We start from the raw sequence: 19,059 nt of genomic DNA, 5'->3' as shown, positions 1-19,059 counted from the left end.
CCTCGCGCACGTCGTCGGTGCGCTGGCGGGCGACATCACGGTGCTGGTCGCGACACGGGTCGTCGCCGCGGTCGCCAGCGCCGGGTTCCTGGCGATCGTGCTGGCCGCGCTGCCGACGCTGGTCGGGCCCGCGCTGATCGGGCGGGCGACCTCGGTGGTCGCCTGTGGTGCGGCGCCGCGGCGGCCGCGGGCGCGGCGCTGATCGTGCTCGCCGACCGGTTCGGGCGCCGCCCGGCGCCGACCGTGGGAACGGCCGACGCGTGCTGAGCGGCGGGCCACCGGAGCAGGCCAGCGACGGGTGTCGACGGCATCGCCGCTGGTCGCGGCAAGGCCAGTGGACCTCAACTGGCTATGAAGGCCGAAATGGGACGGTTCTAGAATCGACGGTGTCCATACCGAGCGACCTGATTGGCGCACATGACACAGGAGACAGCCGTGACTACGCCTGAGACCACCACCACCGTCGGCACCGCCCGCGTGAAGCGCGGCATGGCCGAGATGCTCAAGGGCGGCGTGATCATGGACGTGGTCACCCCGGACCAGGCCAAGATCGCCGAGGACGCCGGCGCGGTGGCCGTCATGGCGCTCGAGCGGGTCCCGGCCGACATCCGCGCCCAGGGCGGCGTCTCCCGGATGAGCGACCCGGACATGATCGACGGCATCATCGCCGCCGTGTCCATCCCGGTGATGGCCAAGGCCCGCATCGGCCACTTCGTGGAGGCGCAGATCCTGCAGAGCCTCGGCGTCGACTACATCGACGAGTCCGAGGTGCTCACCCCCGCCGACTACGCCAACCACATCGACAAGTGGAACTTCACCGTCCCCTTCGTCTGTGGCGCCACCAACCTGGGTGAGGCCCTGCGCCGCATCACCGAGGGCGCGGCCATGATCCGCTCCAAGGGCGAGGCGGGCACCGGCGACGTGTCCAACGCGACCACCCACATGCGCACCATCCGCGCCGAGATCCGCCGCCTGACCTCGCTGTCGGAGGACGAGCTGTTCGTCGCCGCCAAGGAACTGCAGGCCCCGTACGAGCTGGTCCGCGAGGTCGCCCAGACCGGCAAGCTGCCGGTCGTCATGTTCACCGCCGGTGGCATCGCCACTCCGGCCGATGCCGCGATGATGATGCAGCTCGGCGCCGAGGGCGTGTTCGTCGGCTCCGGCATCTTCAAGTCGGGCAACCCCGAGCAGCGCGCCGCCGCCATCGTGAAGGCCACCACCTTCTACGACGACCCGGACGTGCTGGCCAAGGTCTCGCGCGGCCTGGGCGAGGCCATGGTCGGCATCAACGTCGAGGAGATCCCGCAGCCGCACCGCCTCGCCGAGCGCGGCTGGTGAACTGAGGCCGATCCGGCCCCGAAGTCGTCGGTACCGGCGGGCGTCGTGCGTGCGCACGGCGCCCGCCGTCGTCGCGGGCCCGAGGGCCGAATTGCTGCCGTGTGGACATACCGTACAGTCGGTCCGTGACCGCGCTCGACTTCTTCTTGCTGGTCGTCGCGGGATTCTTCACCGGTCTGGTGGGGTTCGTCACCGGGATGGCCTCGATCGTCTCCTACCCGGCCCTGCTGGCCGCCGGGTTGCCGCCCGTCGCCGCCAATGTCACCAATACGGTCGCGATGGTGGCCGTCGGGGTCGGGGCGACGGCCAATTCCGGGCGCGAACTCGTCGATCGTGGGCCGACCCTGGTGCGCTGGGCGGTGCTCTCGGCGATCGGCGGGCTGCTGGGCGCGCTGGCGTTGCTGGTGGCGCCCGACGGCGCGTTCGAGGTGGTGGTGCCGTTCCTGGTCGCGATCGCCTCGATCGCCCTGCTGGTGCAGCCGCTGGTGCGCCGTCATGTCGGTGAGCTGAGCGCGCCCTGGATCGTGCCGCTCGGGATCCTGTTGATCTCCACCTACGGCGGCTATTTCGGCGCGGGCGCCGGGGTCATCTATCTGTCGATGATGTTGCTGTGCACCTCCGAATCGCTCTGGAGCGCTTCGGTTCTGAAGAGCTTCCTGCTCGGCATCGCCAACCTGGTCGCCGCCGTCGGCTTCGCCGCCTTCGGCCCGGTGCACTGGGGCGCGGCGCTCGCGCTGGCGCTGGGTGCGCTGGCGGGCGGCTGGTGCGGTCCGCCGGTGGTGAAGGTGATTCCGCCGACGCTGCTGCGGGTGACCGTCGGCGTCCTCGGCCTCGGTCTGGCCGTCTACCTGGCCCGCTGACGTCGGTAGGGTCGGGGGAATGGAACTTCGGCAGTTGCGGTACTTCGTGGTGCTCGCCGAGGAACTGCACTTCCGGCGCGCGGCCGAGCGCCTGTTCATCACGACGCCCACACTGAGTCAGCAGATCCGGGTACTCGAACGCGAACTCGGCGGTCCACTGCTGGTGCGTGAACCACGGGTGGAGCTCACCGCGGCGGGGGAGACCCTGGTGCGCACCGGTCGCGCCGTCCTGTCGGCCGCGGAGACGGCGGTGCGCGAGACCCGGCGCGCGAGTACCGGCGGTGCCCAGGTGGTGCGGTTCGGCCTGCTCAACGGGGCGCCTGCCTGGCTGCCCGCGCGGTTCGAAGCGCTCGCCGGCGCGATCGGCGCGCGCCTGGTCCTCACCGGTGGCACCACCGCCGACCAGCTGCGCATGCTCGCGGCCGACGAGGTGGACCTCGCGCTGGTCCGCGGGCCGCTCGAGATTCCCGAGCAGTTCACCGCCCGGCCGATCGCCACTGAGGGACTCGGCGTCGTGATGTCCGCGCGGCATCCCCTCGCCGGGCACACCGAGATCACCCCCGAGCTGCTCGACGACCACGAACTGGTGCTCTTCGCCCGCGACTCCGCCCCCGGCCTGCATCGCGCGCTGCTCGCCGAACTGGCCGCACGCGGTACCCGAATCCGGTTGAGCGACAGCGCGATGGGACACGCGCAGCTGCTCGCGGTCCTCCCGCATCGCACCGATCTGGTCGGCCTGAGCTCCGATCGGGTCCGTGACCATCCCGGTCTCGCGTGGCGCCCGCTGCGCGACGGCCCGATCCCCGTCGACTATGTGGCGGTCTGGCGGGCCGCGAGTGGGCATCCGATCCACGCCGCAGTGGCCGAGACGACCGCGGCGGGCCGGTGGCGTGCGCCGATGTGACGGCCGGTTCTCGTTCGCCCGCAGGTGATCTTCGGGGTGCGTAGCCTGGAGACGGTGCACCACTCGGATGTTGAAATCGCAGTTCACGCAACACAAGTCGCTTCGGGAGTGATCCGGTCCGCGTTCCACGCGCCGCTCACCCGGTACGCCAAGGAGGGTGACGATTTCGCCACCCAGGCAGACCTCGCCGCCGAACAGGCCATTCTCGATGTTCTCGCGACCGCCTGTCCGGGTGATCGCTTTCTCGCCGAGGAATCGGGGGTGACCGGCGCGGCCCGCAGCGACCGCACCTGGCTTGTCGACCCCCTGTGCGGGACACGGAATTTCGCGGTCGGCACGGAGTTCGTCGCGGTGAATGTCGCGCTGCGGACCGGCGCCGCCATCGGGGTCGCCGCCGTCGCCGATCCGTTCGCCGACGAGGTGTTCTGGACGGCAGGCGATGGCGCCTACCTACGCAGCGACGGCGCGGATCAACCGCTCCTACCCCGGGCCGACAGCCGGCTCGTCGATGTCGATCTGGATCACGACTTCCCCTGGTCGAGTCCCGCGCGCCTGTTCGACGCCCCCGGTTTCGCCGGGGAGTTCCACGCGCGCGTGCTGTCGACCTCGCTGGCCCTGGCCTGGGTGGCGGCCGGTCGCCGGGCCGCGTACGTCACCGGCGGAGATCTGCGCGACAGCGTGCATTTCGCCGCCGCCATCGCGGTGTGTGAGGCCGCCGGCTGCACCGTCACCAACCTGGCGGGCGGCCCGCTGCACACCGCGCCGCACGGGCTGATCGCGGCCGCCGACGCGCCGACCGGTGCCCGGCTGGTCGCCGCGGTCGCCGCGCTGCGCTGACCGTCGCGGGCACGAGCGCGTCGTGCGATAGCCGGTGCGCTCGTGGCCCGTGAGCTGGGCTGTTAGGAATCGGCGAACGCCGGTTCGGCTGCCGGACATGGAGTTTCGCCCTGCCTCGGTGCTGAGCTGGCCCCATGAGTGAGAACAGCACAGTGATCATCGGCGGCGGCTCGGGCATGGGTCTGGCCCTGGCGCATCGGCTGCTCGCCGACGGCGCCGAGGTGACCATCGCGGGCCGGTCGGCGGATCGGCTCGCGACGGCGGCGCGGGAACTCGACCAGCACCCCGGCACCCTGCGCACGGTCGTCGCCGACATCACCAGGGAGACCGACATCGCCCGCCTGTTCGGCGCGACCGGCACCGTCGACCACGTCGTCGTCACCGCCGCCGACATGACCGGCGCCTACCAGCCGATCACCGCCTTCGACACCGACATCGCGGCGAAAGTGGTGGCGGCCAAGATGATCGGCCCCGCCCTCGTCGCCAAACACGCCAGGGTCGCCGACGGCGGCTCGATCACGGTCACCTCCGGTATCGCCGCCTACCGGCCCGCCCCCGGCGGATCCCTGGTCGCCATGGTCAACGCCGCGCTCGCGGGCTTGGTCGCCGCGCTCGCGGTGGAACTCGCGCCGCTGCGCGTCAACGCCGTGTCGCCGGGCTGGGTGGACACGCCGATCTGGAATGCCTTCGCCCCCGCCGACAAAGCCGATCGCCACCGCGCCATGGCCGCCCGCCTCCCCGCCGGCCGACTCGGCACGCCCGCCGACCTCGCCGAGGCCTTCCTCGCGGTCCAGCGCAACCCGTTCGTCACCGGCACGGTCCTGCACGTCGACGGTGGCCACCGCCTGGTGTGATGTCGTGCGCCCGGCCACCTCTCACAGACCACCGTTGCCGGGTTCTCAGAGTTTCCACACCATCGCTGGGTAGCGTCCGGGCCGTGGCATCGAGGCCTGCGTCGTGTGGCGCGGGTCCGTGCCGTCGCCCGGAGGGCGAAGAGCCTGACCCGAACGTAAGGACGAGTGGATGAAGTTTGGTAAGACCGGACGTATCGCTATCGCAGGTCTGGCCGTGGTCGCGGCTCTCGGGCTGAGCGCGTGCAGCGACGACAAGGGCGACAAGCCCGCCGCGAAGACCACCACCAGCGCCAAGGCCCCGGCCACGAACGCCGCGAACCTGCCGCCCGTGCCGACGGTTCCGCAGCTGAGCGAGCAGCTCACCACCGCGTTGGATCCCGCCGTCCCGAACGAGCAGAAGCTCGACTTCGTGCAGGGTGTCTCCGCCGATCCGGAGCTGCCGAACCGCTTGGCCCAGGCGGCCAAGGACGCCAATGTGGCTGTGCAGGTCACCGAGGTGACCTCCTTCGGTGACAGTGTGAACGCGAAGGCGAACTTCACGGTCAACGGTCAGACCAATGTGGTCGATGTGCCGTTCGTGGCCGAGGACGGCAAGTGGAAGGTCCAGAAGGCCTGGGCGTGCACGATGCTGACCAACCTGGGTCAGCAGTCGGTCGCCTGCGCCTGAGCCCGTGACCCGAGAGCCCCGGCCGGTGTATCGGCCGGGGCTCTCGGCTGTCCGGGTCATGGACCGATGCGCAGGGCCGCCCGGTCCGGATGGTCCCAGCGCAGTGTCCAGGTGGCGGTCTCGGGGTGTTCGGCGTCGTGCTCGCGCAGGGCGGGCAGCGTCCACCGCTCCGTCGGTGGGGTGCGGCGCAGCGCGGCCTGGTCGCTCAGCTCGAGACGCACGGTGAGGTCGAAGTCCAGGCCGCGACCCAGCAGCATCGGCCCGGCGAGCACCAGGACCAGATCGGCGGGCGCAGGGCGGATCGAGGCCCTGGCCGACCGGTCCCGCGCCTCGTCCCAGAGCGCCGGCAACCAGCGCCCGGCGGTCCGGACCGCGTCGAGGATCTCGCGGCGCACCGCGTCGTAGTCGAACCAGGCTGTGCGATAAGACCATTCGTCGTCGCGGCCGTACTCCATCCGCAGCGAGGCCGGGCGGACGAAATCGTGCAGCGCGACCACCTCGGCCGACCGTCCCCGCTCGGCGAGCGTGTCGGCGATCCGGCGGGCCAGCTCGACCGGCGCGGCCGCGTCGGCGCCGTCGACGGCGAGCACCCGTCGTCCCGGCAAGGCGGCCAGCCGGTCGGCGACGAGCCCCGCCACCGCCGCGGGGGAGATGGGCGTGAACGTCGGCACCGCACTATCACAGCAAATTCCGGGGCACAGTGCCGAGCCGGACAGACCAGACAGTCGGCGACGGGATAATCTCGAGCGCATGGCGACTATCGAAGAGGCGCTCGAGATCGAGCAGCTGGAACGGGACATCTTCCGTGGTGCGGCCACCGAATCCCAGCTGACGCGCACCTTCGGCGGCCAGGTCGCGGGCCGGGCGCTGGTCTCGGCGGTGCGCACCGTCGACCCCGCCTTCCAGGTGCACTCGCTGCACGGCTACTTCCTGCGACCGGGCAATCCGGAGGAACCCACCGTCTACCTGGTGGAGCGCATCCGCGACGGCCGGTCCTTCTGCACCCGCCGGGTCACCGGCGTGCAGGACGGCCAGGCGATCTTCACGATGTCGGCCTCGTTCCACCGCGGCGACGAGGGGCCGGAGCACCAGGACGTGATGCCCGCGGTCGAAGGGCCGGACCTGCTGCCCGACGCCAGCGTCACCATGAGCCCCGAGCGGCTCTGGGCGATGCGCGAGTGGGAGCACTGGGACATCCGCACGGTCCCGTCGGATCAGGTCACCCAGCGGGAGGGCTTCGTCTCCCAGCAGCAGGTGTGGTTCCGCTACCGCCACAAGCTGCCCGACGACCCGCTGTTCCACGTCTGCACCCTCGCCTACATGAGCGATATGACGCTGCTCGGTTCGTCCAAGGTGGCCCACCCCGGTGAGCCGACCCAGGACGCCTCGCTCGACCACGCGATGTGGTTCCTGCGCCCGTTCCGCGCCGACGAATGGCTGCTCTACGACCAGTCATCGCCCTCGGCGGGGTTCGGTCGCGCGCTGACCGGCGGCCGGATCTGGGACCGGGAGGGCAACCTCGTCGCGGCGGTCGTCCAGGAGGGCCTGATCCGGACGCCGCGCCACAAGTAGGCCGGGGTCTCAACTCACCTGGACGCGCAGGTGGCACACCACGGTGTCGGGCATCTTGCGCAGGACGCGTTCGAGCTCGTCGCTGCGATAGCTCGGCAGGACCCGCGCCCAGCCCGAGGGCGGATCGATCTCCGCGATGACGACCACCTTGCGCCGGCCCGCGAAATGCGTACGGACGTAGGCGGCGACGGGTCCGCCGACGGTCGCGTCGCTGTCCTCGAGCATGACCAGGTGGACTTCGGGATGCCACGCCTCCCACGCCTTGGCGAACGCCGTCGCCGACTCGCCGGGCAGACAGACGTGCACCGCGGTGACGTCGTCACCGATCGACATGGCCGCCGACAGCGCCTCCCGGCTCAGCTCGCAGACCTCCGCGATCGGCACGATGATGGCGGTGCCGGTACGGCGCGGTGGCGCGGGAAGGACGCCGACAATGCCGCGGGAATGTCCGATCCTGGTGTAGGCGTTGCGGATTCGCTCCATCCCGACCATGAGCGCGGGCAGGACCAGCACGATCAGCCAGGCGCCTTCGGCGAACTTCATCGCGGTGGTGACGATCGCGGCGACGAAGGTCAGCACGGCGCCGAAGCCGTTGAGCGCGATCCGCCACCGCCAGCCTTCGCTCCTGGCCTGCCACCAGTGCCGGACCATGCCGGTCTGCGCGATGGTGAAACCGACGAACACGCCGATCGCGAACAGCGGGACCAGGACGTTCATCTTGCCCGCGGCCGCCACCAGCAGCACCGCGGCGCTCACACCGAGGGTCAGCACGCCGTAGCGATACACCTGGCGCGGGGTCGCGACGGCGAAGCGGTGCGGCAGACAGTTGTCGTCGGCGAGCAGCCGGGTCAGCGTCGGCAGGCCGCCGTAGGAGGTGTTGGCCGCCAGCGCCAGTAGCACCACCGTCGCGAACTGGACGATGTAGTAGCCAGCACCGTGCCCCAGCGCCGCCTCGGTCAGCTGCGAGAGCACGGTGGTGCCCTCGATCGGCCGCAGCGAGAACTTCTCGATCAGGATCGCCAGCCCGATCAGCATCGTGCCGAGCAGCAGCCCCAGCGCGACCTCGGCCCGCTGCGCGCGCCGCACCCGGGGTTCCCGGAAGCTCGGCACCGCGTTCGCGATGGCCTCCACACCGGTCAGCGCCGCGCACCCGCTCGAGAACGCCTTGAGCAACAGCAGCACGCCGACGGTGTGGATATCGCTCACCGCCGCCGTCCCGCTGGTGACGGCGGCGGGCTCCGAGCGCAGCAACCCGCCGATGATCACCACGAAGATGCCCGCCACGAACACTGCCGTCGGCACCATGAACGCACGGGCGCTCTCGGTGATGCCGAGCAGGTTCAGCGCGGTGATGCCGACCAGCACCGCCAGGCAGATCCAGATCGTGTAGTCGTGCAACGTGGGGAACGCCGAGGTCAGCGCCGCGACACCGGCCGCGATCGACACCGCCACGTTCAGCACGTAGTCCACGATCAGCGAGGCCGCCGCCAGCAGGCTGGTGCGGTGCCCGAGATGACGCTTGGCGACCGCGTAGGCGCCGCCGCCGTTCGGGAACGCCGCGATGACCTGGCGATAGGAGGCGATGAGGACCGCCAGCAGGGCGGCGATGGCCAGCGTCACCGGCAGGGTCATCCCGAGACCGAGACCGCCCGCGGTGGCCAGCACCAGGACGATCGCCTCGGGGCCGTAGGAGACCGACGCCATCGCGTCCAGGGACAGCCCGGCCAATCCGGTCGAGACGGTGAGCCCGCGACGGTGCGCGACGATCGGCGCTGGTCCGGAGCTCCTGCGTGGCAGAAGTGCAATCACACACCGAGTGTCGACCCGATCCGGGCGAATGCACCCCGGCGTTGACGGAATGTTGACAAAGACCGTGAGCGGGCGCACACCGGCCCGCCTCGTAAGCTCAGCGCCTGTGAACGCAACCTCGCCTGCCGCCCGGCCGACCATCGGCGTCCTCGCGCTCCAGGGTGACGTGCGCGAACACGTCGCCGCGCTGGACCACTGTGGCGCCGACGCGGTGCTGGTGCGGCGCGAAGCCGAGCTGGCCGCCGTCGACGGACTGGTGCTGCCCGGCGGCGAGTCGACCGCCATCTCCAAGCTGCTGCAGGCCTTCGACCTGCTCGAGCCGCTGCGCGCCCGGCTGCGCGACGGGCTGCCCGCCTTCGGCTCCTGCGCGGGCATGATCCTGCTGGCCTCGGAGGTGCTCGACACCAGGGCCGACGCCCAGCACCTGTCCGGCATCGATATGACGGTGCGCCGCAACGCCTTCGGCCGTCAGGTCGACTCCTTCGAGACCGACCTCGATTTCGCCGGGCTCGACACGCCGGTGCGGGCCGTGTTCATCCGCGCCCCGTGGGTCGAGCGGGTCGGCGCGGGCGTCGAGGTACTGGCCCGGGTGCCGCACGGTCCGGCGCAGGGTCGCATCGTCGCCGCCCGGCAGGGCAATGTCGTGGCGACCTCGTTCCATCCCGAGGTGACCGGCGATCTGCGGGTGCACGAACTGTTCGTCGACCTGGTTCGTTCGGCACGGTAACGCCCGCGGCCACTGCGCGCGCACGGTCCGAGTAGGCTGGATCGAGCTTGTCCGCCCGGGCAGACGCGCAACCGACCTGAAGGAAGTAGGGCATGAGCGGCCACTCCAAATGGGCCACCACCAAGCACAAGAAGGCGGGAATCGACGCCAAGCGCGGCAAACTCTTCGCCAAGCTGATCAAGAACATCGAGGTGGCGGCCCGCACTGGTGGTAGTGACCCTGCGGGTAACCCGACGCTGTACGACGCCATCCAGAAGGCGAAGAAGTCGTCGGTCCCCAACGACAACATCGAGCGCGCCCGCAAGCGCGGCGGCGGCGAGGAAGCCGGCGGCGCCGACTGGCAGACGATCATGTACGAGGGCTACGGCCCCAACGGCGTCGCCGTGCTGATCGAGTGCCTCACCGACAACCGCAACCGCGCCGCCGGCGAGGTCCGCGTCGCGATGACCCGCAACGGCGGCAACATGGCCGACCCGGGTTCGGTGGCGTACCTGTTCGGCCGCAAGGGCGTGGTGACCCTCGAGAAGAACGGCCTGTCCGAGGACGACATCCTCGAGCACGTCCTCGACGCGGGCGCCGAAGAGGTCAACGACCTGGGTGAGTCCTTCGAGATCATCAGCGAGCCCGGCGATCTGATCGCCGTGCGCAGCGCCCTGCAGGCCGCGGGCATCGACTACGACTCGGCCGAGTCCGGCTTCCAGGCGTCGGTGTCGGTCGCGGTCGACGCCGAGGGCGCCCGCAAGGTGCTCAAGCTGGTCGACGCGCTCGAGGACAGCGACGACGTGCAGAACGTCTACACCAATGTCGACATCTCCGACGAGGTCGCCGCCGAGCTCGACGACGAGTAGCGACACGCGCACACACGCACCGCCCCGGCCGGGACTTCGGCCGGGGCGGTGCGTGTTTCGGGCTAGGACGCGCGCTCGGCGTAGTACGCCGCCATGGACGGGTAGTAGTCCGCGAACTTCGGGCGCTCGGTCTGCGTGCACGCGGCGACGAACATGTCCGCGTAGTACTCCCAGCCGGGACCGATCTGCGGGATCTCGGCGAGCTGGTACTCCGAGGTGAGGTGGTGGACCAGGCGCACGTCGGTGGCCGCGCCGGTGTCGAGCAGCGTCACCTCGAGCCGCCACACCCCGATCTGATCGGTCGAGGACAGGCCGAGGTGGATCGGCGGGGTGCAGTCGTCGATGTTCATGCCCGTCCACGGCTCGCCCTCCTCGAACCGCAGCTGTACCCGGATGGTGTTGCCGGTGCCCGCTTCGCCCTCCCAGGTGCCGTACCAGCCCGCGGTCAGGTGCGGATCGGTCAGTCGGGCCCACACCTCCTCGATCGGCAGGCCCAGCGACCGGGTGATCACCAGATCACGGCCGTCGGGTGTCGGCTGGAGCTCGCCGGTGGGTGTGGGCATGCGCGGTTCTCCTCGGCTCGGGTGGAGCGACGATCTGCGACGGTGTCGACGGTACGCCGCGATATCCGCTGGTGTCGCGCTCGGCGCGGCGAGCAGAATGGTCCGATGACCCGGATCGAGGCCGTACGCGGCGACATCACCGAACAGGCGGTCGACGCGGTGGTCAATGCCGCCAATTCCTCGCTGCTCGGCGGTGGCGGCGTCGACGGCGCGATCCACCGCAAGGGTGGGCCCGAGATCCTGTCCGCGTGCCGTGACCTGCGCGCCTCGCACTACGGGAAGGGCCTGGCGACCGGTCAGGCGGTCGCGACGACCGCGGGACGTCTGCCCGCGCGCTGGGTGATCCACACCGTCGGCCCGGTGTGGTCGGCCACCGAGGACCGCTCGGACCTGCTGGCCTCCTGCTATCGCGAATCCCTGCGCGTCGCCGCCGAACTGGGTGCTCGCACGGTCGCGTTCCCGGCCATCTCCACGGGCATCTTCGGCTGGCCGATGGACGACGGCGCCCGGATCGCCGTGGCGACCGTGCGCGCGGCCGACCCGGCCGTCGACGAGGTGCGGTTCGTCCTGTTCGACGATCGAGCGCTCGCGGTGTTCACCGCCGCGCTGAGCTGAGCGCTACCGGGGCGAACTGATCTCCCTGACCTCGCGCAGGTGCTGTTCCATCGCGGCGGCCGCCGCCGGGCCGTCGTGGGCGTCGACCGCGCGCAGGATCTCGGTGTGCCCGTGTACCGAGATCCGACGGCCCAGGGGCGTGCGGTGCGAGAGCACCCGGGTGTGCCTGGTCCACTCGGTGGTCATCGTGCACAGCGTCACCAGCAGCGGGTTCTGCGCCGAATGGGCCAGCAGCGTGTGGAATTCGATGTCGAGGGCCATCGATTCCTCGGGGCTCAGCGACTCGTCGGAGCGGTCGAGGACCGCGTGCAGGGACAGCAGATTCGATTCCAGCGCCCGCTGGGCGGCGAGCTGGGCGATGCGGGGTTCGACCAGATCGCGGAGCTCGGTCGCGTAGCCGAGTTCGGTATCGAGATCGGCGAGATTGTCGTGGAGTTCGGCCGCGCCGCGGGACGGGTCGGTGACGGTGCTGCCGCGCCCCTGCCTGCGGTCGACGAGCTTCTTGGACTCCAGTTCGAACATCGCCTCGCGCAACGAGGATCGGGAGACCTGGAGCGTGGCCGCCAGTTCCCGTTCCGGCGGCAGCCGATCGCCCGCGCGCAGCGCGCCGTCGATGATCAGCCGTTCCAGATGCGCGGCCACCTCGGCGCCGACACTGCCGGTGCGGCGACGGAGCGGGGGAATGGGCGCGACGCTCACGAACGGACTCCCTCACGAGGCTGAATTGGTCCGGCCAATCGTACTCGAGTACCTGGCGACCGGCGCGTATTGCGGCGGCGTAAAGCCTCTGTTACGCAAGTTTCGCCCGGTAGCAAGGGTTTTCATAGTGGCATACCGTTATCGAATCAGATGGTCGGACCAATGTTCGGCATCGGCTCGTTGACAGCGGAGGAACCACGTGACCGCAGTGGCAGGCGACCAGATCGCGGCAGCATTCCCGGTCCTGCAACAGGGCGCCGGACTCGCCCCCGGGGCCACCTACGTGCCCGCCGATCCGGCGCGGGTGCTCTGGGGCAGGCTCCCGAAGCGGGGAGACACCCCGGTGACGACCGTGGCGCCGGGCGCGACCGTCGTGATCGACACGATCAGCCACGAGGGCCTGCTCGACGACCAGGGCTCCGACCCGGCCGCCTACTTCGGCGGCCACGGCGTGGCCAGGGACCAGGTCCTCGACGACGCGGTCGAGGTGGTCGCCCGGCGGACCCGCGCGGCCGGGGCGGGCCCGCACATCGTCACCGGGCCGATCGCGGTCGACGGGGCGCGCCCCGGCGACCTGCTCGCCGTCCGGGTCGAGCACCTGGCCCTGCGCGCGCCCTACGGCGTCATCTCCACCCGGCACGGTCGCGGCATGCTGGCGGGCACGGCGTACGACGGGTCCTACGGTCAGTTCTGCACGGTGACCGGGGAGCCCGACGCGTGGTTCGGCGCCATGCCGATCGCGCCGGGCAGCGCGCACCAGGCGCGTTTCCCGCTGGCGCCGTTCCTCGGCATCATGGGTGTCGCCACCGACAGCGCGGATCGGGCGCACTCGGTGCCGCCCGGCCCGCACGGCGGCAATATCGACGTCAAGCTGCTCACTCCCGGCGCCACCCTGTTCCTGCCGGTCCAGGTGCCCGACGCGCTGTTCTACGTCGGTGACCCGCATTTCGCGCAGGGCGACGGGGAGGTCGCGCTCACCGCGCTGGAAGCGCCGCTGCGGGCGACGGTGCGGCTGGACCTGATCCCGGCCGACCAGGTGGCCGATCTCGGTATCGGCCCGTTCGCCGCGGGCCACGGGCTGGTGATCCCGACCGGGCTGGATCCCGATCTCGACACCGCGCTGTCGCTGTGCGTCGGCAACGCCGTCGACCTGCTGGGCGCGCTGTTCGAGACCGATCCCCGCCGCGCCTACCTCTACCTCAGTGCCGCCGCCGATTTCACCGTCTCGCAGGCGGTCGACCTGACCAGGGGCGTGCACGGCAAGATCCGCATCGCCGACTTCGCGCACACCGCGAGCACCGAGCTGGCCCGCTACGTCCTGGAGCGGGCCCGGTGACCGCGCGAGTGCGCGACGCGGTGGACACCACGGTGTGGCGCGAGGTCGGCGCGCCGCTGGTCCCCGCGACGGCCACCGGTCCGCTGACCGGGCACACCGTGGCGGTGAAGGATCTGTTCGCGGTGGCCGGGTATCCCCTCGGCGCCGGGGTCGCCGCCTATCTCGCCGAGCGCGCCCCCGAATCCCGGCACGCCACCATCGTGGCCGCGCTCCTCGCGGCGGGCGCCGACCTCACCGGCATCGCCACGACCGACGAATTCGCCTACAGCATCACCGGCGGCAACGGCCGCACCGGAATGCCGGTGAATCCCGCCGCGCCACAGCGGGTTCCGGGCGGATCGTCCAGCGGACCGGCCGTCGCCGTCGCCCGGGGCGAGGCGAGCATCGGGCTCGGCACCGACACCGCGGGCTCCATTCGGGTGCCCGGCGCGTACCAGGGACTCTGGGGAATCCGGACCACCCACGGCAGTCTCGACACCACCGGCCTGCTGCCGCTGGCCCCGTCGTTCGACACGATCGGCTGGCTCGCCCGCGACGCCGCCACCCTCGCCGCTGTCACCGAGGCGATGCATGCCATGGCCGGTCCCGGCCGCGCCTCCCCGGGTGACTCGTCAGCTGCGACGGCGGACGGTCGCCGCGCCGCACCCGGCCCGGCAGCACCAGGGCACGAGCCTGACCAAAGATCGGAAGGGGCAGCGCCGCAGGCGGATCGAGCCGAGCCGACGCAGCTTGTGGTCGACCCGGCGTTGTGCGCCGCGGCACAGCCGGGCACCGCCGAGCAGTGCCTCGGGGCAGCGAGCGAACTCGGTGCCACGCCGGTCGCCCTGCGCGCCGAGCTGGACCGCTGGTTCGGCGCCTTCCGCACGGTGCAGGCGCACGAGGCGTGGGCCGGGCACGGCGCCTGGATCACCGCGCACCCCGAGGCGCTCGAGCCGGAGGTGGCCGACCGGTTCGCCTGGGCGGCCACGGTCACCGACGACGGAGCAGGCGCCGCACGGAAAGTCCTGGCCGAGGCGGCGATCCGGATCAGGGAGGTCGTGGGCGACCGGGCGCTGCTGCTGCCGACCACGGCCGGCCCGCCCCCGTATCGCGACGCCGACGTCCGCACTCGCGATGCCGCGCGCACCGCCACCCTGCGCCTGACCTGTCTCGCCGCGATCGCGGGCCTGCCCGCGGTCACCCTGCCGCTACCGCGTCACGACGGGCTGCCCATCGGGTTGTGCCTGCTAGGCGCGGCCCACACCGACCACGCGCTGATCGGGCTGGCTGCCCGGTGCGCCTCGGCCCTCACCGGTTCCGCCTGACCACCCTTTGTACGACCCGCCACCTCGACGGCGTGGTCCCGGCATCGCGGGCGGCGGCGCCGGACACCCGATAGGAATCACTATGAAACATCCATCGCGACACGTCCTCTCGGCGTTGTTCACCGCACTGATACTGGTCCTCGGCCTGACCGCGTGCATCGCCACGCCCGACGGCGGCGGCGACCCGGCCACGATCAAGATCGGCACCCTGCGCGGCCAGCCCCACCTCTACGCGCCCTACTTCATGCAGCGGTTCGCGCCCGCCGGCACCACCTACGACATCGTGCTGTTCGAGAACTCACCCGACATCAAGAACGCGCTCGCCTCGGGCGCCATCGACTTCGGTGTCCTCGGCACGCCGTCGATGCTGGCGGGCAGCGCGGCGGGCCAGGACGTGCGGATCGTGGCCTCGGCCGCCGACGGCGGGTCGGCGTTCGTCGGCAAGCCCGAGATCGCGACACCGAACGACCTGCGGGGCAAGAAGATCGGCTTCCCGCCCGGCTCCTCCCAGGAGATCGTGCTGAAGCTGACGCTGCGCGCGCACGGCCTCGATCCGGCGACCGACGTCCAGCTGGTGAACCTGGCCTACTCGGACATGGCCAACGCCTACAGGTCCGGGCAGATCGACGCCTTCCTCAGCGCCGAGACCGCGCCGTCGATCGTCAAGCAGATCGGCGCGCACGCGATCGTCTCGCCCTACGACACCCCGATCGGCGGGGTGAACATCGTCTTCGGCACCCGGGGCGCGCTGATCGAGCAGGACCGCGACCGCGTCCAGCAGACCGTCCGCAGTTTCGTCCAGGCCATCGAGTTCATGAAGGGCGATCACCAGGCATGGGTCGACGGGCTCGTCAGCACCTTCGGCCTGGACCGCGCGATCGTCGAGACCGCGACCGGGAACGTCTGGCTGCGCTGGGAACTCGACGACGCGTACCGCGGCCGGGTCGGCGCGCTCGCCGAGCAGATGCGGGCCTTCGACCAGCTGGCCCGCACGCCGGACCTGACGAAGGTCTTCGACACCGGGTTCCTGACCGCGGCGGGCGTCGGACGATGACCGCGCTCGACGCACCGCCCAGCGAGCGGCCGACCGCGCCGCCCGCCGCCGCGCCCGGCACCCGGCGCGCGGTGCGGGTGCCGGGCAGGGTGGTCGCGGTGCTGTGGGCGCTGCCGGTCCCGCTGCTGCTCGGGCTGCTGTGGGATCGCGGTGTCGCGGGTGGCTGGACCCTGCCATTCGGCATCCAGATGCGGTTCCTGCCCACGCCCTACGAGGTGGCGCGGCGGCTGGCCGATCTCGCGGTCGGCGGCGTCATCGACGACACCTACAGCGGCACCCTCTGGCTGCACCTCTACGCCAGCACCCTGCGGGTCGTGCAGGGCTTCGCGCTGGCCGCCGCCGTCGCCATCCCGCTCGGGATCGTGATGGGCCGCTCCCGGCTGGTGTACCGGATGCTCGAACCGACCATCAACCTGGTGCGCCCGATCCCGGTCACCGCCTGGGCGCCGCTGTCGCTGCTGATCATCGGGTTCGGCGACCGCTCGACCATCTTCCTGGTGTTCCTGGCGGCGGTGTTCTCGATCCTGCTCAACACCATCGCGGGGGTCCGGGCGGTCCCGGAACGGTTGCTCGAGGCCGCCGCGATGCTGGGCACCCCGCCCGCGCACACGCTGTACAAGGTGGTGCTGCCCGCCGCGGTGCCGAGCATCGTCGCCGGACTGCGGATCGCGCTCGGGCTGTCCTGGGTGATCCTGGTCGTCGGCGAGACGGTCGGCATCCGGATCGGGCTGGGCGCCTTGATCACCCAGGCCAGGGAGCAATCGCGGACCGATCTGATCATCGCGGTGATGATCGTGATCGGGCTGGCCGGATTCCTCGCCGACCGGCTGCTGATGCTGCTGGTCCGGCTCCTCGCGGGGCGCAGGCCCCTGCTCCCGTGACCACGCAGACAGGACCGGTATGAAGATCTACTCCACCCGCCGCCGCCCGCATCGCCCGGCGCGGATCGTCGTCGACGGACTCGGCAAGCGTTATCCCGGCGCACCCGGCTTCGCGGTCGACGGCGTCGAACTCGAGATCGCCGCGGGGGAATTCGTCTGTGTGGTCGGCGCGAGCGGCTGCGGCAAATCGACGCTGCTGCGCATTCTCGCCGGGTTCGAGGAGACCACCACCGGCACCGTCACCGTCGGGGACGAACCGATCAGCGGACCCGGCCCGGAACGCGGGGTGGTCTTCCAGGACTACGGGCTGTTCCCGTGGCTGACCGTCGCCGAGAACATCGCCTACGGACCGAGGCAGGCCAGGATGACCCGCCCCGACATCCGCGAGATCACCGACCGCTGGCTCGACACCGTCGGCCTCACCCGGGTGCGGACCTCGTTCCCGCACCAGCTCTCCGGCGGCATGCAGCAGCGGGTCGCCATCGCCCGGGTCTTGGCCAACAGTCCCGCCGTGCTGCTGATGGACGAACCGTTCGGCGCCCTCGACGCGCTCACCCGCACCGAGATGCAGGCCGAGCTCAAGCGCATCCACCGCGAGACCGCGGTGACCGTTGTCTTCGTCACCCACGGCATCGACGAGGCGGTGTACCTGGCCGATCGCGTGGTGGTGATGGCGGGTGGCTCGGCGCACGGCAACGCCGGGCACGTGCGCGAGATCGTCGAGATCGACCTGCCCGCCGAACGCGACTCCACCACACCGGAATTCAACGCCTACAAGCGGCGCATCGACGCGCTGGTGCACCAGGGAAACCACACCCCGGTCTGATCGCCGGCCCGCGCGCGGTCCCGCCACGATCGGGGCCGCGCGCTGCGGACCCGCGTGCGGAGACGGCGGCGCGAGATCCGGTACCGGTCACCGCACCGGTACCGGGCGCAGGATTTCGGTGGTGCGCGTGGTGCGGGCGACGACGCGACCCGCTTTCACGACATAGCAGCGGTCGGGGCGGTCGAGCAGCACGTCGGTGAGCCGGTAGGTCCCGAGGACGACGAGGTCGGCCTGCGCGCCGACCCGGATGCCGTGCCGGTCGCCGATGCCGAGCACCGCCGCCGCGTCGGCGGTGGCCATCGCCAGGACCCGGCGCAAGTCGTCGGCGCTCGACAGATGGCCGGTCTGGGCGAGGAACAGGCCGATATCGAGCAGGTCGGCGTTGCCGTAGGGAGTGAAGGCATTGCGAATGTTGTTGGAGGAGTAGGCGGTCGTGACCCCGGCCGCCCAGAGTTCCCGGACCGGGGCGACTCCGCGTCGCACGGCGGTCTCGTCTCCGCGGCCACCCAGATGCATGTCGGTCGCGGGCAGCGGGACCACCGCGACCCCGGCCTCGGCCAGGCGCGCCATCGTGGCCCGCCGCTCACCGGGTGGACGGCCGGCGAGCGAGGTGACGTGCCCGATCGCGACCCGGCCGCCGAGCCCGGCGCGCTCGGTGGCGGTGGCGATGTAGTCGGCCATGGCGAAGCGCGGATCGGTCGCGTCGTCGGCGAAATCGGCGTGGATGTCGACGGGGACACCGAATTCGGCGGCCAGCTCGAAGACCAGGTCGACGTGGCGTTCGCAGTCCGCGACATCGGCTTCGTTGTAGGAGCACCCGCCGATCACGTCCGCGCCGCGCCCCAGCGCCGCGCGCAGCAGCTCGAGCGTGCCGGGCGCGCGCAGGATGCCCTCCTGCGGGAACGCGACGATCTGCAGATCGATCAGGCCGCGGTACTCCTCGCGCAGGTCCAGCAGTACCTCGACCCCGAGCAGTCCCACGATCGGGTCGACATCGGGATGGGCGCGGATCGCGGTGGTGCCGTGCGCGATCGCGAGGTCGAGCACCATGCGGGCCCGCGTCGCCACGTCGGCGGCGGTGAAACCGCGCTTGAGCTCCCCGGTGATCGCGATGGCGCCGGCCAGGGTGTTGTCGGGTGCGGTGGCCTGCGTGTCCAGTAGTGCCTTGTCCAGATGCACGTGCGGTTCGATCAAGCCGGGGATGACCACCCGTGCGGCGCAGTCGATCTCGGTCGCCGCCGGGCCCCGCAGGTCGGGTTCGACGGCGGTGATGATCCCGTCGGAGACGGCGATGTCGACGAGCTCGGCGTCATCGGCGACGCGGGCACGGCGCAGCACTAGATCGGCCACGAAAACCTCCTGGAC

The 19,059-nt window shown here is 71.3% G+C and carries 21 protein-coding genes; 16 read left to right on the top strand and 5 right to left on the bottom strand.

The features are described 5' to 3' along the window. Nucleotides 1–40: 40 nt before the first annotated feature. From ACFVW6_RS29845 to ACFVW6_RS29815, 7 genes are all read left to right on the top strand, one after another. Entirely contained in the window at nt 41–202 is a 162-nt protein-coding gene (locus ACFVW6_RS29845) for a hypothetical protein (protein WP_378830645.1), read from the top strand. Nucleotides 203–417: 215 nt separating this feature from the next. Further along, nucleotides 418–1,338, top strand: coding sequence for a pyridoxal 5'-phosphate synthase lyase subunit PdxS (gene pdxS, locus ACFVW6_RS29840; protein WP_378830643.1), 921 nt, complete (start codon nt 418–420; stop codon nt 1,336–1,338). A 125-nt stretch (nt 1,339–1,463) separates the two neighbouring features. Beyond that, nucleotides 1,464–2,198, top strand: a complete 735-nt coding sequence (locus ACFVW6_RS29835; RefSeq protein WP_357344904.1) for a sulfite exporter TauE/SafE family protein — start codon at nt 1,464–1,466, stop codon at nt 2,196–2,198. Nucleotides 2,199–2,217: 19 nt separating this feature from the next. Then, complete coding sequence (locus ACFVW6_RS29830; protein WP_378830640.1) at nt 2,218–3,102, top strand: LysR family transcriptional regulator; 885 nt, start codon at nt 2,218–2,220, stop codon at nt 3,100–3,102. A 24-nt stretch (nt 3,103–3,126) separates the two neighbouring features. Further along, nucleotides 3,127–3,939 carry an inositol monophosphatase family protein gene (locus ACFVW6_RS29825; RefSeq protein ID WP_378830638.1) on the top strand — a complete coding sequence of 271 codons (813 nt, stop codon included), beginning with the start codon at nt 3,127–3,129 and terminating at the stop codon, nt 3,937–3,939. Between the two features lie 134 nt (nt 3,940–4,073). Next, entirely contained in the window at nt 4,074–4,793 is a 720-nt protein-coding gene (locus ACFVW6_RS29820) for an SDR family oxidoreductase (RefSeq protein WP_378830636.1), read from the top strand. A gap of 169 nt (nt 4,794–4,962) precedes the next feature. Beyond that, on the top strand, nt 4,963–5,460 hold the full coding sequence (locus ACFVW6_RS29815; protein WP_378830634.1) for a hypothetical protein: 498 nt from the start codon (nt 4,963–4,965) through the stop codon (nt 5,458–5,460). A 56-nt stretch (nt 5,461–5,516) separates the two neighbouring features. Here the strand turns inward: ACFVW6_RS29815 and ACFVW6_RS29810 are convergent, their stop codons facing one another. After that, entirely contained in the window at nt 5,517–6,131 is a 615-nt protein-coding gene (locus ACFVW6_RS29810; protein ID WP_378830631.1) for a hypothetical protein, read from the bottom strand. Between the two features lie 79 nt (nt 6,132–6,210). Between ACFVW6_RS29810 and ACFVW6_RS29805 the strand changes: the two genes are divergently transcribed. Further along, complete coding sequence (locus ACFVW6_RS29805; protein ID WP_357344915.1) at nt 6,211–7,032, top strand: acyl-CoA thioesterase II; 822 nt, start codon at nt 6,211–6,213, stop codon at nt 7,030–7,032. A 9-nt stretch (nt 7,033–7,041) separates the two neighbouring features. Here the strand turns inward: ACFVW6_RS29805 and ACFVW6_RS29800 are convergent, their stop codons facing one another. Beyond that, nucleotides 7,042–8,736 (bottom strand): APC family permease, encoded by a 1,695-nt coding sequence (locus ACFVW6_RS29800; protein WP_378831300.1) that lies wholly within the window; start codon nt 8,734–8,736, stop codon nt 7,042–7,044. Nucleotides 8,737–8,947: 211 nt separating this feature from the next. Here ACFVW6_RS29800 and pdxT point away from each other — a divergent pair, with 211 nt between their 5' ends. Both pdxT and ACFVW6_RS29790 read left to right on the top strand, forming a co-directional pair. After that, a complete protein-coding gene (pdxT, locus tag ACFVW6_RS29795) occupies nt 8,948–9,568 on the top strand; it encodes a pyridoxal 5'-phosphate synthase glutaminase subunit PdxT (protein WP_378830629.1) in 621 nt (206 codons plus the stop codon). Nucleotides 9,569–9,660: 92 nt separating this feature from the next. Beyond that, a complete protein-coding gene (locus ACFVW6_RS29790; RefSeq protein WP_355277325.1) occupies nt 9,661–10,416 on the top strand; it encodes a YebC/PmpR family DNA-binding transcriptional regulator in 756 nt (251 codons plus the stop codon). A 62-nt stretch (nt 10,417–10,478) separates the two neighbouring features. On the opposite strand, the gene ACFVW6_RS29785 is transcribed toward ACFVW6_RS29790, so the two are convergent. After that, a complete protein-coding gene (locus ACFVW6_RS29785) occupies nt 10,479–10,979 on the bottom strand; it encodes an SRPBCC domain-containing protein (RefSeq protein WP_378830626.1) in 501 nt (166 codons plus the stop codon). Nucleotides 10,980–11,084: 105 nt separating this feature from the next. On the opposite strand from ACFVW6_RS29785, the gene ACFVW6_RS29780 reads away from it, so the two are divergent. Beyond that, nucleotides 11,085–11,594: an O-acetyl-ADP-ribose deacetylase gene (locus ACFVW6_RS29780; RefSeq protein WP_357344925.1), complete on the top strand. Its 510-nt coding sequence runs from the start codon at nt 11,085–11,087 to the stop codon at nt 11,592–11,594. Between the two features lie 3 nt (nt 11,595–11,597). Here ACFVW6_RS29780 and ACFVW6_RS29775 read toward each other — a convergent pair whose 3' ends face one another. Next, the gene (locus ACFVW6_RS29775) at nt 11,598–12,293 is read right to left on the bottom strand and encodes a FadR/GntR family transcriptional regulator (RefSeq protein WP_378830624.1); all 696 of its coding nucleotides are present in this window, start codon (nt 12,291–12,293) and stop codon (nt 11,598–11,600) included. 199 nt (nt 12,294–12,492) lie between these two features. Between ACFVW6_RS29775 and ACFVW6_RS29770 the strand changes: the two genes are divergently transcribed. The 5 genes from ACFVW6_RS29770 to ACFVW6_RS29750 all read left to right on the top strand — a co-directional run bounded on the left by ACFVW6_RS29770 (nt 12,493) and on the right by ACFVW6_RS29750 (nt 17,694). Then, entirely contained in the window at nt 12,493–13,629 is a 1,137-nt protein-coding gene (locus ACFVW6_RS29770; RefSeq protein WP_378830621.1) for an acetamidase/formamidase family protein, read from the top strand. Further along, nucleotides 13,626–14,933, top strand: coding sequence for an amidase family protein (locus ACFVW6_RS29765; protein ID WP_378830619.1), 1,308 nt, complete (start codon nt 13,626–13,628; stop codon nt 14,931–14,933). Before ACFVW6_RS29770 ends, ACFVW6_RS29765 begins: the two co-directional genes overlap by 4 nt. 82 nt (nt 14,934–15,015) lie before the next feature. Then, nucleotides 15,016–15,987, top strand: coding sequence for an ABC transporter substrate-binding protein (locus ACFVW6_RS29760; RefSeq protein WP_378830617.1), 972 nt, complete (start codon nt 15,016–15,018; stop codon nt 15,985–15,987). Next, on the top strand, nt 15,984–16,868 hold the full coding sequence (locus ACFVW6_RS29755; protein WP_378830615.1) for an ABC transporter permease: 885 nt from the start codon (nt 15,984–15,986) through the stop codon (nt 16,866–16,868). The genes ACFVW6_RS29760 and ACFVW6_RS29755 overlap by 4 nt, the downstream gene beginning before the upstream one ends. Before the next feature lie 19 nt (nt 16,869–16,887). Further along, a complete protein-coding gene (locus tag ACFVW6_RS29750) occupies nt 16,888–17,694 on the top strand; it encodes an ABC transporter ATP-binding protein (RefSeq protein ID WP_378830612.1) in 807 nt (268 codons plus the stop codon). A gap of 87 nt (nt 17,695–17,781) precedes the next feature. Here the strand turns inward: ACFVW6_RS29750 and ACFVW6_RS29745 are convergent, their stop codons facing one another. Further along, complete coding sequence (locus ACFVW6_RS29745) at nt 17,782–19,044, bottom strand: amidohydrolase family protein (protein WP_378830610.1); 1,263 nt, start codon at nt 19,042–19,044, stop codon at nt 17,782–17,784. Between the last annotated feature and the right edge of the window lie 15 nt (nt 19,045–19,059).

Source organism: Nocardia sp. NPDC058244 (assembly GCF_042882065.1).
GTDB lineage: Bacteria > Actinomycetota > Actinomycetes > Mycobacteriales > Mycobacteriaceae > Nocardia.
This window is presented reverse-complemented; position numbering and strand designations above follow the sequence as displayed.